Genomic DNA, 13,251 nt, shown 5'->3' on the forward strand with positions numbered 1-13,251 from the left:
GTCAACCGACCGGAGACACCAGCACCTGTTCGGCCAACTCGCGGCTGATCGCCATGCGGGTGCCGCAGATGGAGCAGACGAGGTTCCTGCCGCCGGAGATCTTGCGGAGCATGAGCTGCTCGCAGAAACCGAGGTCGCGCAGGCGGTCACAGCTCGGGCCGCTCAGCAACCTGATCCGCACATCACAACCTGCCTTGACCTGGTTGAGGGTCATGGCGCTGTCGATGCGGAGGTCGTCGGCGAGGATGGAGGGCATTGGTTGGCCAAAGATCTCCAATTGAGATTCGCTTGCAACAAGAAACTTGGATTTGTTCAAGACAAAACCGGTGCCCGGAGCGTCAGCATCGCCAGTTCCGGAGGACAGGCGAAGCGAACCCTCGGGCCGCTGGTGCCGACGCCACGGGTGACAAAAAGGGTGGAGTCGCCTCTGGTGTAGGTGCCGTAGATGTATTTTTTGCCGAACGTCACCTTCCGCGGCGCGTAGCCGATGACCGGCACCCGGCATTGTCCGCCATGGGTGTGGCCGGAGAGCTGGAGCTGGATGTTGCGGCCGGCCGTCATGGTGTCGAAGTAGTCCGGTTCGTGGACGAGGGCGATGACGGGGGTGTCCGCGGAGACACCCTTGAGGGTTTTCACAGGGTCCGGCCTGCCCTTCCAGACGAAGTCGGTGCCCGCCAGCGCGAGCTTCTCGCCACGGATGTGGAGCTGGCTGTGCTGGTTGATGAGAAAGGAAATGCCCTTGCTTTCAAACTGGCGGCGGATGATGGCGGGATCGCCGCACCAGCCGTCGTGATTCCCCATGATGGCGAAGATGCCGTGGGCGCAGCGCAGCTGTCCCAGCTTTTCCACCAGAGGCTGGACCACCGACACGTCCGAACTGATGTAGTCTCCGCCGAGGGCGATGAGGTCCGGCTTTTCGATGCGGACCCGGGCGATGATCTTGTCCAGCAGGCCGTCGTTGGTTCCGGGGAGGAAATGGAAATCGGCGAGCAGGCAGACTTTCAGTCCGTCCAGCGCGGGCGGGAGTTTTTTACACGCCACGTCCTGCCGGGTGACGGAGAGGAGGTCGGGCTCGATGGCGAAGCCGTCGATCAGGCAACCCGCGGCACCGGCGAGAACGAGTCCGGCCGCACGTCTGCGGGTGATGAGGCGGGGCTTTGTCCCAAGAGCGTCTGTGTCGTCATGCTGCATGGGGCCAGCGTGTGCAGGGGATATGTAAACCTGATGTTTTTCCGGTGAAAATTCCGTGAAGAAGGCTCAGCGGCCTTCCTGGATCCGCTCGGCGAGCATCTGCGGCAGTCCGGCGGCGATGATCTTCGCCTGGGTTTTCGCGATGTCGTACTCCACGCGGCGGAAGGTGAGCAGGTTGCGGTCGAGATCGAAGATCGCATAACACGCGCGCCAGTCGCCATCGCGCGGCTGGCCGACGGAGCCGACGTTGATGAAGTACTTCGCCCCGGCCTCGATGGCGACGGACTCGGCGGCCACCTCGGTGACCTTGTCCGTCTTCATGTAGACGCGCGGCACGTGGGTGTGGCCGTGGAAGCAGAGCTGGGTGAACTGGTAGGAGAAATTCGACATCGCGTCGAAGCGGTTCGTCACGTAGTTCCAGTTGGCGGGCTGGTCGAGCGTGCTGTGGACGACGGTGAAGTCCGAGACCTGGCGGACCATGCGGAGGCGGGTGAGCCATTTCCGCTGCTCCTCGCTGAGCTGGGAGCGGGTCCATTCCAACGCGGCGGCGGCGACCGGGTTCATGGTTTCCAGCGAGTGGTTTCCGGAGGCGTCCTCGTCGTGGTTTCCCTTCACCGTCGGGCAGTCCATGGCCCGCACGATTTCCAGGCAGGCGGAAGGGTCCGCGTTGTAGCCGACGATGTCGCCCATGCAGACGTAGTCGGTCGCGCCTTGTTGGGAAGCGTCCGCCAGGACGGCCTCGAGGGCTTCGAGATTGGCATGTATGTCACCGAAAAGAGCGATCCGCATGGAGTGTGTTCTGGGAAAGGAGGGGCGAGTGTGTCGGTTGAGGCGTTTCTGTCGAGAGGAAACAGGACTGTCCTAGCGGGAGAAGAAGCGGTCCATGTCGGCCGGCGGGGGCATCGGTTGGCTCAACACGCTTTTTTCCGGTGGGATCCCCAGAGATTTTCCGAGCAGTTCGAGGGTCGCCGCCACTCCGTAAACGGGGAATTTCTCCCTGATGCGCATCCAGTGGTTGCTGAGCTGGTCGTAGGCTTCCTGCTCGCTGCCGAAGATTTCGACAGCGCGTTTCCGCAGGTCCATCCCGGGATTTTCATGGGCCTCCAGCACGAAAACGAGGCATTTCAGGGTGGGCACGCGGTTGCTCTTTTCCGCGTAGAACCGGTGGGCCAGTTCGAGGGCCTCCTTTTCCTTCCCCCTGACGCGGGCCAGTGGCCAGAGCTCGGCACGTTTCACGAAGGGAGGCGCCTCCCCGGTCGCGGCGGCGCGGCGGTAGGCGTCCGCCGCGTCCAGGAAGACCTTGTCCTGGTCCGCATAGGCGGAGAACTTGTTCGAGTCCGAGAGGATGTTGCCGAGCTTTGTCAGCAGGGTCCAGTCCTGCGGGTTGTTGCGGATGCCGCGTTCCAGAAAAGCCCGGCCCTGCCGGATCGACGCGCGCCACGCTTCCTTTCTCCGCAGGGGCGGGAGGGTGGATTGGGAAAGGTAGTAGGACGCGGCGTCATAGGCCAGGTGCGAGGATCCGGCGTCCCAGTAATACGGAGTGCGCGGCGCGAGGTCCACGATGGTGTCGAACGTTTCCGCCAGTTCGTCCCACCTCAGTTCCTGGAAATAGGAGAATGCCTTGAGGTTCAGGAAAGTGGCCACCAGCGTTCTCAGTCCGCCCAGCGCCACCGCCGTGCTGGTCTGGCCGATGCGCTCGCCGGTCCCGATCTGGAGGTCCGGAGCCGTCAGGTGCGCCGCGCGCAGTTCCTTCGCCAGCCCCGCCTCGAATGGCATGCGCGCCGCTCCGAAGGCCAGCACGGCCACCGCCAGGATCGCGTTTTTCTGCCAGGGTTTCACAGGTTCAGAATTCCTTTTCAGCGAAGATGAACCACGACGCGATGGTGAAGAACACCGCGTAGTAGAGACCGACGAGCGTCAGCTTTCCGAGGATCAGCAGGGGGATGGTCTGCCCCTGGATGACGTCGTCGATGATGTTGAAATTTTGGAAATCCGGCAGCACGAGCGATATCACGAGCGAGGCGATCCGTGCGAACATCCCCTGTCCCGCCTCTCCTGCCTGGAGGTAAACGTTCCGGGCGTCCGCCTGGAAGTGGCCGATGAAATAGAGCAGGAAGCTGATGATCGTGGTGAACAGGGTGCTCGTCGAGAAGGTGGAGATGAGCAGCGCCAGCGACGCGATGATGGACGCCCGCAGGAAGACCGCCCACACCGCGCCCTGCAGCGACCACGTCGCCCCCTGGGCTGCGATTTCCAGCCGCATCGAGTCGATCGTCGCCTGCGGCCATTCCTGCATGCGGGCGAAGGCGACCTGCTGCTCGATGACGATGCCGGTCCGGATGTGCAGGACCGCGGTCATCAGCACGTCCATCAGCGCGAGAGAAACGAGGACCAGCATCAGCACGCCCAGGAGTTTTCCGGCGAGGTAGTCGATGCGCGGCACCGGCTTCGCCAGAATCGTGTAAAGCGTGCGGTCCTCCACGTCCTTCGGCAGCAGCAGCGCCGTCGCCACGATGGAAAGCACCACCGAGAACAACGTCATGGTCCCCAGCGACCAGCTCTTGATGGACCGCAGGACGTTCACCCCCGCCGACTCCACGCCCTCGTGCTGGGGAAGCTCGAAGAAGTTGCTGCCGATGGCGATCACCGCGAAGACCGCGAGGAAATAGAAAACCTTCATCCGCACCAGCTGCGTGAACGCATGCCGGGCGATGACCCAGATCCGGCCCGCGTGCGAACCTCTTGAAACCGTTGCCGTCGTGCTCATTGGTCACCTCCTTGTGTTTCGCGGAGGAAAAGTCTTTCGAGAGTGGTCCGTGGCTTGCCGGTGCGGACCAGGGAGGTTCCGGAGGAAGCCGCCACCAGCGACCGGATCTGTTCCACCAGTTCCGGACTCGCGTCCTTCAGGATGATCTCCGTCTGGTCCTCGATCGCGATGAGGTCCTCCAGCCTGCCTTCCTTCACCATTTTTCCGCGGAAGATGATGCCTACGTGGTCGCACACCTCCTGCACCTGTTCCAGCAGGTGGGAGCAGAGGAAGACGGTGATGCCGCGTTCGCGCAGTTTGAAAATCAGGTCCCGGATCTGCCGCGAGCCGATGGGGTCCACGCCCGCCGTCGGCTCGTCCAGGATCACGAGGCGCGGCTCCTGCACCAGCGCCTGCGCCAGTCCGATGCGCTGGAGCATGCCTTTCGAATATCCGCCGATGCGGCGGTCCCGCGCGCCTTCCAGATCCACCAGCGAGAGCAGCTCGTTCACCCTGTCCTCCAGCTTGCGTCCCCGGAGTCCGCAGAGCTTGCCATAGAACCGCAGGGTCTCGGCACCGCTCAGGTGTTTGTAGAAATAAGGATTTTCCGGCAGGAAGCCCACGTCGTTGCGCGAGTCCACCTTGAGCGAATCCTTGCCGAAGATGGAGCAGTTCCCCGAGGTGGGGGCCACCAGCCCGAGCAGCGCCTTCATGGTGGTGGACTTTCCCGAACCGTTAGGCCCGATGAGGCCGTAAACCTCGCCCGGCATGATGCGGATCGACACCCCGTCCACCGCCCGCAGCAATTGCTTGCGGAACGACGTGCGGAAGTCCTTCACCAGGTCCTTGATCTCAACTGCGGGGGTAATATCAGCCATCAGCCCGTGCACCTTGAAACACAGCAGCATCGCTGGCAACGGGTAAATTTCACCAACCCGCCCCGCAGGAATGGCATCGGCACCTCAACGGATGCCGAAGCGGCTGCGGTACTTGACGAATCCGAGCTTGGTGTCGCCGGTGAAGCCGCAGCGGCGGAAGAAGGCATGGGCGGACGTGCGGGTCGCGCTGCTCAGGAGCATCAGCTTCGTGCAGTCGCGGGTGATGGCCAGGTGCTCGACATGGGTCAGCAACTGCCGGCCGATGCCGTGGCCGCGCGCCTTTTCAGAAACGACGACATTCTCCACCACGCCGAAAGGCTGGGCGCGGTACATCGCATCCTGGCACAGGTTCAGCAGCGCCGTGCCCCGGACGATGCCGTCCAGCTCCGCCACGAGCAGGAAGCTGGTGTCCGAAAGGAACAGCTTGCCGACATGGCTCCGGGAGACGTGGATGAGGGGATCGGAAATCAGTTCGCGATAAAGGGCCTCCACCGCCGCCGCGTCCTCCGCCGTGGCCTGCCGGATCACGCAGGCCTCCGGTTTGCGGATCATGAAAAGGTCGTCGTCCATCATGTGAGATCTCCGTCCATGAGGTGGATCTACACCCGCAGCGAGGCCCGGAACCCGCGGGCGGAATAATAGGACTGTGCGCCGTTGTGATAGGTGAAGACACGGCCGAACCGGCGGTCTCCGAACAACGCGCCACCGAGCTTCCGCACATCCTCCGGGGTTTTCATCCAGCTCGATGTTTTCAAATCAAACTCCCCCAGCTTCTGGAGCGCGTGATACTCCTCCTCGGTCAGCAGCTCCACCCCCATGGCCTCCGCCATGTCCACCGCGGTATCCTTCGGGCGGTGCTCCTTGCGGGACTCCAGGCCCTCGCGGTCGTAACAAACGCTCACGCGGCCCTTGGGGCTTTCCGGCGAGCAGTCGAAAAACAGATATTCACCCGTCTTCTTGTCCAGCCCGACCACGTCCGGCTCGCCGCCGGTGTCGTTCATCTCGTTGAGCGACCACAGTTTCCCGGGAGCTGCCGCAAGCCTTGCCTCCACCTCCGCCCATTGGATCCCCTTGTGGCGGCCCGTGTGTTTCTCGAAACGGGTTTTCAAAACGCCGAGCAATCCATCGCGCTGCTCCGGTGAGAGCTGTCTTTTCGGTCCGGCGGCTTTCATATGAAGCCTGTTTACCGGGCGGACGCGTGGGGGATCAATTCTTTTGTGATTCCGGAAGCAGGCGGACCACGCCGAGGGATTCCGGCGGGTGATCAAACGGCCCGGCTTCTGCGATAGCGAACCACGGCGGCCATGAGTCCCAGGAAGCCCAGTAGTCCCAGAAGCCAATAAAGCTTTTCCTGAACGCGTCCATCAGCGGCAACCGGTTGGGAACTTCCGTGACCCGGTCTGGAGTTTCCATCATGCGCTGCCGGTGTGTGGTCATTCCTGACCCCTTCCATGCGTCTCTTGAGATCCCGGTTGTACGTTGTCATCTCGGTTACGATGTTATTCCAATAATCGTCGCCCTCTGAATTCGATTCGGCCCATTTCTGTGCTTGTTCGAGATGGGGCAGGGACCGTTTGGTCCCCATGATTGCCAACGTTTCTGCCGCTGCGAGTTTGCCGTTTCTCCATGATCTGCGATCGGTTCTCGTCAGGACCCGGATGGCAAGATCTTCATTTTCAGGTGAAGGAAATTTCCTCAGAATGTTGACTCCTCCTATAAGGAAAGTGGTTTCCCTTGATGCGTTCAATTTGTCACTGGGGGTAGCCAGGATGCGGTTCATTTCATCTGTAATTTTTTTCAGGTTTACTTCACCGAGGTCATTCCGCTTCGAAATGGCCACCATGATTGAAATGAACGATGTCCCGCGACTTTCGTATTCCTTATTCAGCAGAAACATGAGGTAGGGGGTAATGCCGGGAGTGTGGAGGATGAAGTTCTCTCTTTCGTTCTCCTCTTGTTCCATTCTCATCTTCATGGCATCGTATTTTTCGGCGCCCATTTCCTCCCTGAGGCCCAGGTACATCGTATCGTCAGGGATGGTGTGCGCCATCTCCTTTACTTGTTTCAATCTAGCGGGATCCAGTTTTTCGTCTTGGGCGTGCGTATGGATTGGAGCGCAGGTCAGGGCGAAAACAAATATCGATATATTAAATTTAGTTAACATATATTATTACATTATGTGTAATTTATTTTTTTGCAGGGAAAATTAAATTTTTCTGTTCTTGGGTTAATCTTTTTTCGGCTGAAATGTCTCTCGAATTGTTTGGTGGCTGAGGGGTCATCAAGTTATGATCTCTTTGATATAATTCGGCATTAAGGGCATACGCCTGTCGATAATGTCCCGATTTTGTCAAAACATGGCCAAGTTCATGCGCGAGAGTATAAACCATGAATGAATCAGCGTTGATAAACATATTTTTTTGGTAGTTCAAATCTTCTCTGATGACTGCGATTCCAGCCATGACGCCTGTGGGGTGATTGTCGTCCTTGGCTATGCTTAAATTTTTGCAATAGAAAACTTGATAGTCATCTGTGTTGTTCGGTGTGCCAAGCGAATTCAACATTATGCTCATATCTTGGGTGATTGTTCCGTTGTCGAATACCAGGATGTCTGTTCCTTCGGGGCCTAAAGTTGGTCCTTGCGCGGGCGTGGGGACCGGGCTCGGGACATAGTTGGCTTCAATTTTAACGCCCACTTGAGCAAATCGTTCTTTGGTGGCTTCAACCTCGGCCTCCGCGTGAGCTTTGATTGTGGCGAAGTCCCCGGCGTCCGCCAATATGTGGATATTCAGATGAACCTCCTTGCGGTGAGCCATAACAGGGATCGATATCGGATTGGTCATCGCTGCAGGAACGCCATCATATTTGATGGAGGTGATCAGAACCTGACCTCCGAGCTTTGCCCTGTGGGTTCGATCCGATACGAACGGCCTGCTTGGATCTCCCGTCACCAAAAGTTTTTCATCCATCCCCACAGTGCTGATCGACTGTGCGTCGTCTTCGATATCCGCGACGAGGACCATGCTTTGCGTCACTAGCGCGGTCCCGCTGCCATTGAGTGCGGTTTTTATCTCCTCACCCCCGGGATCCACGACTTGATTCTGGCTGTCACGGGTTTCCAAAGTAAGGGTGATCTGTTTGTCGCAGCCCATGGCCCTGAAGATGAACCCATCGGCATCAAGGTCGGGCTCGAGCGCGGCTTGTTCCGACAGGGAGTTTTCCATCTTTGAGATCTTGATCTGCCTCAGCTTGCGGGGTTCATTGTTGGTCCAGTGGTAGCCTCCGGTGTTGCCTGGCAGGGGATCAGGAGTTGGGGGCGGCGGGTTGCCTCCCGGAGGACTGCCGATGACGACGGTGCCTCCCGGGGCGGATTGAGGCGTTTCCTCCCTGTCCCATCCGGCTATCTGAAAGGGAAAAATCCGGACGCTCCTGTATTTTTGAGCCTTGATTTCCGGAGTCGTTTCGATCCATGGACTGACCTGAGAATAGGCGGGGATGACGCACTCCACGATCTCGATCTCCGTTGTTTTTGAAGTGGGGTCCAAAGCGGGTGCGACCACCGGAATTTCCTCCAGGTCAATCCAGTCTTCTTCGGAAGTGCATTTGATGAAATAATGTGTTTCGGGCTCCGGGGACGGCCTTGAACGTTGGATCCGGAATTTGGTTTTGTTGACGCCCCCCTGCCAGTCCTCATCGGTGTCATCACTATCCTCGAAGGTTTTTTTGAAATTATAATAGGACGCGCTTCCGCCCGCCGCCATGTCATTGGGCCAATGGCCGGGCTCCATAGGGAAAAGTGAGTTTTCGGTTGTGTCATCCCACAATGTGAATTTCGTCCATGGCAGTCCTCCTGCCTTCTGTTTCACATAAGCCAGTGTCGGCAGGGGTGAAAGGGTGCTGCCGGTAGCGGTCAGGTTCTCGGTGGTGTATTGCGACCGGCTCCATGTCGATGCCGAACCCACATTGTTGGCGGTGGCATTCGAGAATATGGCGCTCCCCCCGCTGTCCAGGCTGTGATAGGGTTCGCCTTCTTCCGGTTTGTATTCTGTGTAATTCCCATAAACAGTCACCTGACTCCTCATCACCTGCATGTAATGGGAAGGACGCGCGGTATCCGCTCCGGCATTCGAATCTTTCTTGAACGTGTCCAATGCGTTGACGCCATCGGCTTCAAACGTATCCGCGGGATCGACGTCGCCGGATTGAAGCTTCGGGAGGTTGGGTCCCCAATGGCTTGTCGGGGCTCCCATCGAGAGCAGCATGTTCGTAAAGTGTTTTTCCCAATCATCATACATGCCGTCGTTATCCAGGTCATTGCTGGAGAATGGGTCCGTGAAGAGAACCATCACTTCCTCACCGTCGCTCACTCCATCGGCATCCGAATCAGCCATGTCCATTGCGGTGCCGAGCAAAAATTCGTGAAGGTTGAGCAGTCCGTCCCTGTCGGCATCCAGATCCACATCCGAAGGATTGTCGTAAGCCAGGCCATGTTTCCACTCCCACACATTCGGCATGCCGTCGCCGTCGGTGTCGATTCCGGGGCGGATGTCGATGAACTGGGCCGTGTTCGGGATGGGAACGAGCTGGGGATTCGTGCGGAACTTGAATTCCGCGAGATTGATGGTGCCGTCTTCGTCGGAATCGATCAGGGCGTCGCTGGCGTCATCCGGGTTGAATCCGTAGTATTTCTCCCAGTCGTCCGGCATGCCGTCATTGTCGGCGTCCTGGTTGGGTTTCAGGATGTGGATGGGGACGGCATACGCAGGGGACGTCTGGATGACGATGTGCCCATGATCCGCAAGCCGGATGGAGGTCATCATGGCGGAGGTTCCCGCCGGTATCAGGTTCGCGACCGGTACGACCTGGCTTCCCGACCAGATGGCGTAGGGCGTTCCGATCAGGATCCTCGGGTCGTTCGAAACACCGTAGATGGAGGGCCGGGATTTGGAGACGTGATAGCTGCCCTCATAGAAGAAGATCCCGTTGTCGCTTGTCTGGGTGAGGGAGGTTTGGTAACCCTCCGAACTAAAGACACCGAGATCCATGTTTCCTGCATAAAGACCGGCAAACTCCCCCCAATCATTGATGGCTCCGAAAGTCTGGGCAAACGTGGGATTGGCGGCCCACTGGTCGCTGTATAGGGCTGTCGATTCCCAATAGATCTTCCCACCGGAACCTTCGTGAACATCGATCGGGGTGTTTGTTCTCTGATCGATCGCGGTTCCCACCCGGTATAAATACGGATGAGAAGCCGGTGTCCACACGATCGAAGCAGGGTCGATGGTGGGGACGTCTCCCCAGATTCCGGCCATTTCATCCAGTGCGTCCGCCTGGATGCCGGTCTTGAAGATGGGAGACCATTCGGAGACCAGGAACGTCTCATGCATGTAGGTCGCCGGATTGTAGATTGTTCCGACGAATTCACCATAATTGTTGACGTCGTGGAATGTGGTGCCGGCGGGCACGTCGGGGAAGGTGATTTCCGCGCCATTTTCCGTGGTCGCGACGGTCGGGCCGGCCAACGAACCCTTGCTGGCGATGATGTGGCCCGTGTCGGTGATGCGCTTGGGGATGGCGACTGTCTGGTTTGCTCCCGGATTCAGATAAAATACCCGGGTTTCCCCTCCGTTTTCATCCGGCGTCCAGATGAAGCCCTTGATGCCGCCCGAGTTGAAGTAGCCCACCACCTGTCCTGACGAATTCACATCCAACGCGGTGAGGATGGTGACCCCGGTGAATCCGGCTGGCGGAGAAATCCGGGTCCATAGTCCCGTCTTGGGTGAATAGGTGTAGGGATACGATGTCGAGACGCTCTCACCGGCAAGCGTGCCTTAGACACGGGCGAGGACGGTGCCGTTGTTCGCACACTCGAGCAGTGTCACGGATGGATTCGCAGTTGTGAATCCGGTGGGGCGTGGCAACGCGGCAACGGTCCACTTTCCGTTGGGTTTACCAAACAATCCGGCCGTTTGCTGGGAAAGCTCATACTCTTTCAACGCGGTCAGTCCGTCCTGGTCGAAGTCGCTCGATGCGTCTTTCGCGCTGTTCTTGTTCAAGAAATTCGCGTCCTCCCAGGTATTTGGCATGCCGTCGCCGTCGAGATCGGAAGAGGAGGGATTCAATGCTGGCGGAGTCTCTGGTCCGAGGATGCCGCCGACTCCGCCCCATTCCGCGTGCGCTGTTGGTGGAAACGGTACCAGGCCGATGGCCATGGCGGAGAACATCGACGCGACGGGTTTCGTAAAGCGTGAGTCAGTAAGATTTTTAATATACATGAAGGGGGAATGTGAAAGTGAAATGCCTGCCGAATGATTGCTTGGAACTTTTATAGTTACAACACATGCGGATTGCTGGTCCATCGGATTTTTAATCTTCCCCGTCCTTGGACAGGGTGTCTGCCTTCAGGCCGAAGGGGCGATCTGCGGGAAGTCTTCAAAACAGCACCTGCGCCAGCAGGGTGAGGGCGACGACGAAGACGAGGTTCAGGACGAAGCCGGTGCGGATCATCTCCCGCTGGGGGATTTTTCCGGTGGCGAAGACGATGGCGTTCGGCGGGGTGCCGACGGGCATCATGAAGCCGGTGGAGGCGGCGATGGTGAGGGGCAGGATGATCTTGGCGGGGAGCACGCCGAGCTCGCCGGAGATGGAGAAGAAGATGGGCACCATGAGCGCGGCGAGGGCGGTGTTGCTGGTGAGCTCGGTGAGGAAGATGGTGAAGAGGATGACGCCGCCGATGATGAGCGGCACGGGCCAGCCGCCGACGGCGTCGGAGAAGATCCGCGCCATGTAGAGGCTGGTGCCCGTCTGGCTGAGGATGGTGCTCAGGGTGATGCCGCCGCCGAAGAGGATGAGCACGCCCCAGTCGGTGCCCTTGTCGATTTCCTTCCAGCTCACGACGCGGGTGGAGACCAGCGCGATCATCGCGACGAGGGCGACGAGGGTGTCGAAGGACGAGGCCACGCCGAGCGCTTTCGCGATCGGCTCGCTGAGGATCCAGCTCGTGGCGGTGAGGGCGAAGATGGCCAGCGCGGTGAGGCGCGGACGGTCGAACCGGTAGCCGAGGTTTTCGATCCTGGGCATCGCCAGCGTCTCGGGCCTGCACCTCCATTTCAGGACGACGACGAGCAGCGGCATGAGGACGAGCACGGCGGGAATGCCGAATTTCAGCCACTCCACGAAGCCGATGCCGAGCTTTGCCGCGGCGATCCCGTTCGGCGGGGTGCCGACGACGGTGCCGATGCCGCCGACGCTGGCGGCGTAGGCCACGCCGAGCAGCAGGTAGACGGCGTTCCGCGCGCTCGCCGGGCCTTCCGGCATCTGGCGGAGGATGCCGAGCGCGAGCGGCAGCATCATGGCGGCGGTGGCGGTGTTGCTGACCCACATGGAGATGGCCGCCGTGGTGGCGAAGATGAGGTAGGAAACGATGAGGAAATCCCCTTTGCCCACGATGACGATGCGGTTCGCGATCCAGCGGTCCAGCCCCTGGCTCGACAGGGCGGCGGCCATGGCGAAGCCGCCGAGGAAGAGGAAGATCAGCGGATCCGCGAAGCCCGCCAGGGAGGACTTCACATCCATCAGTCCGAAGCCGCAGCCCAGCACCGGGACCAGGAGCGCGGTGATGGCCAGCGGCAGCGCTTCCGTGAGCCAGAGGAAGGCGATGCAGGCGAAGATGCCGAGACCGACCCGCAGCTTCACCGGGTCCAGCCCCTGCATTGCGGAGGACGTGGGGTCCAGCCGCAGGCCGAAGGCGAGTCCGGCGAGCAGGAACACCGCGGTGAGGAGCAGGAGGGTGTGCCTTTTTCCTGATGGATAAATTCCGGATTCATCGGCTGTCATCCGTTTTTTCTGTCAGATGGATTCCACGGCGGCAAGAGGGTTGTCAGACCGGTTTGAGCGAATGAAATGATCATTTAACTACTGATTGCACGGATTTGCGGATTGAAGAGGGGGTTCAATGTCCTGGTTCTGGAATCACCTTATGGGTGAAGGCTGGTATCAGGGGATTGTGGCGGCGGTTTGCAACCGCCCGGCCTTTTTCCATTCATGGTGGTGTATGGATGATTTGATCATGAAATGTGTTATGCAAAAAAATGGAGATATGGGTTTTCCATATGTCCGGAAGTTTGCCGGGGGACAGGATGTCCCCCGGAGCAGTTGTCAGAATGACGACGCTCCGCTGGCCCCGTCTTCCCCACTTCCGGTGTTCTCCGCGTTTCGTTTTATCCGGACCTCCGGCAATGGGGGGCGCGGAGTTGCGGGCATCACTCGTCTCCGGCGCAGCACGAGCCGCAGGTGTGGAAACAGTCCACGCACCAGCCCTTGCCATCGATGACGGCGGCGGCTTCCCGACCGCAGCCTTCGCAGTCGGGGAGGTTGGTGGAGGTGGCGGGTGTGGTTTCCATGGCGGCAGTGTCGCGCATCCGCTGATTTTCCGCA

The 13,251-nt window shown here is 59.5% G+C and carries 13 protein-coding genes; all 13 read right to left on the reverse strand.

What is annotated here, in order from left to right:
• Window position 1: 1 nt before the first annotated feature.
• Window positions 2-256, reverse strand: coding sequence for a FeoA family protein (locus tag JIN84_RS08530; RefSeq protein WP_200350618.1), 255 nt, complete (start codon window positions 254-256; stop codon window positions 2-4).
• A gap of 56 nt (window positions 257-312) precedes the next feature.
• Window positions 313-1,191, reverse strand: coding sequence for a metallophosphoesterase (locus JIN84_RS08535; RefSeq protein WP_200350619.1), 879 nt, complete (start codon window positions 1,189-1,191; stop codon window positions 313-315).
• Window positions 1,192-1,257: 66 nt separating this feature from the next.
• Window positions 1,258-1,980 (reverse strand): metallophosphoesterase family protein, encoded by a 723-nt coding sequence (locus JIN84_RS08540; RefSeq protein WP_200350620.1) that lies wholly within the window; start codon window positions 1,978-1,980, stop codon window positions 1,258-1,260.
• 72 nt (window positions 1,981-2,052) lie between these two features.
• Window positions 2,053-3,030 (reverse strand): hypothetical protein, encoded by a 978-nt coding sequence (locus JIN84_RS08545; RefSeq protein WP_200350621.1) that lies wholly within the window; start codon window positions 3,028-3,030, stop codon window positions 2,053-2,055.
• Between the two features lie 4 nt (window positions 3,031-3,034).
• Window positions 3,035-3,958 carry an ABC transporter permease subunit gene (locus JIN84_RS08550; RefSeq protein WP_200350622.1) on the reverse strand — a complete coding sequence of 308 codons (924 nt, stop codon included), beginning with the start codon at window positions 3,956-3,958 and terminating at the stop codon, window positions 3,035-3,037.
• Complete coding sequence (locus JIN84_RS08555) at window positions 3,955-4,845, reverse strand: ABC transporter ATP-binding protein (RefSeq protein ID WP_234043406.1); 891 nt, start codon at window positions 4,843-4,845, stop codon at window positions 3,955-3,957. The genes JIN84_RS08550 and JIN84_RS08555 overlap by 4 nt, the downstream gene beginning before the upstream one ends.
• Window positions 4,846-4,899: 54 nt before the next feature.
• The gene (locus tag JIN84_RS08560) at window positions 4,900-5,367 is read right to left on the reverse strand and encodes a GNAT family N-acetyltransferase (RefSeq protein ID WP_200350623.1); all 468 of its coding nucleotides are present in this window, start codon (window positions 5,365-5,367) and stop codon (window positions 4,900-4,902) included.
• A gap of 47 nt (window positions 5,368-5,414) precedes the next feature.
• On the reverse strand, window positions 5,415-5,987 hold the full coding sequence (locus JIN84_RS08565; protein ID WP_200350624.1) for a DUF4256 domain-containing protein: 573 nt from the start codon (window positions 5,985-5,987) through the stop codon (window positions 5,415-5,417).
• Window positions 5,988-6,079: 92 nt separating this feature from the next.
• Window positions 6,080-6,979: a hypothetical protein gene (locus JIN84_RS08570; protein WP_200350625.1), complete on the reverse strand. Its 900-nt coding sequence runs from the start codon at window positions 6,977-6,979 to the stop codon at window positions 6,080-6,082.
• 22 nt (window positions 6,980-7,001) lie between these two features.
• On the reverse strand, window positions 7,002-10,127 hold the full coding sequence (locus tag JIN84_RS08575) for a CREC-EF hand family protein (protein ID WP_200350626.1): 3,126 nt from the start codon (window positions 10,125-10,127) through the stop codon (window positions 7,002-7,004).
• Window positions 10,128-10,646: 519 nt separating this feature from the next.
• The gene (locus JIN84_RS08580; protein ID WP_200350627.1) at window positions 10,647-11,090 is read right to left on the reverse strand and encodes a hypothetical protein; all 444 of its coding nucleotides are present in this window, start codon (window positions 11,088-11,090) and stop codon (window positions 10,647-10,649) included.
• Between the two features lie 157 nt (window positions 11,091-11,247).
• Entirely contained in the window at window positions 11,248-12,651 is a 1,404-nt protein-coding gene (locus JIN84_RS08585) for an SLC13 family permease (RefSeq protein ID WP_200350628.1), read from the reverse strand.
• A 425-nt stretch (window positions 12,652-13,076) separates the two neighbouring features.
• On the reverse strand, window positions 13,077-13,235 hold the full coding sequence (locus tag JIN84_RS08590; RefSeq protein ID WP_200350629.1) for a hypothetical protein: 159 nt from the start codon (window positions 13,233-13,235) through the stop codon (window positions 13,077-13,079).
• Window positions 13,236-13,251: the final 16 nt, after the last annotated feature.

It is taken from the genome of Luteolibacter yonseiensis (assembly GCF_016595465.1).
GTDB classification, from domain to species: Bacteria; Verrucomicrobiota; Verrucomicrobiia; order Verrucomicrobiales; family Akkermansiaceae; genus Luteolibacter; species Luteolibacter yonseiensis.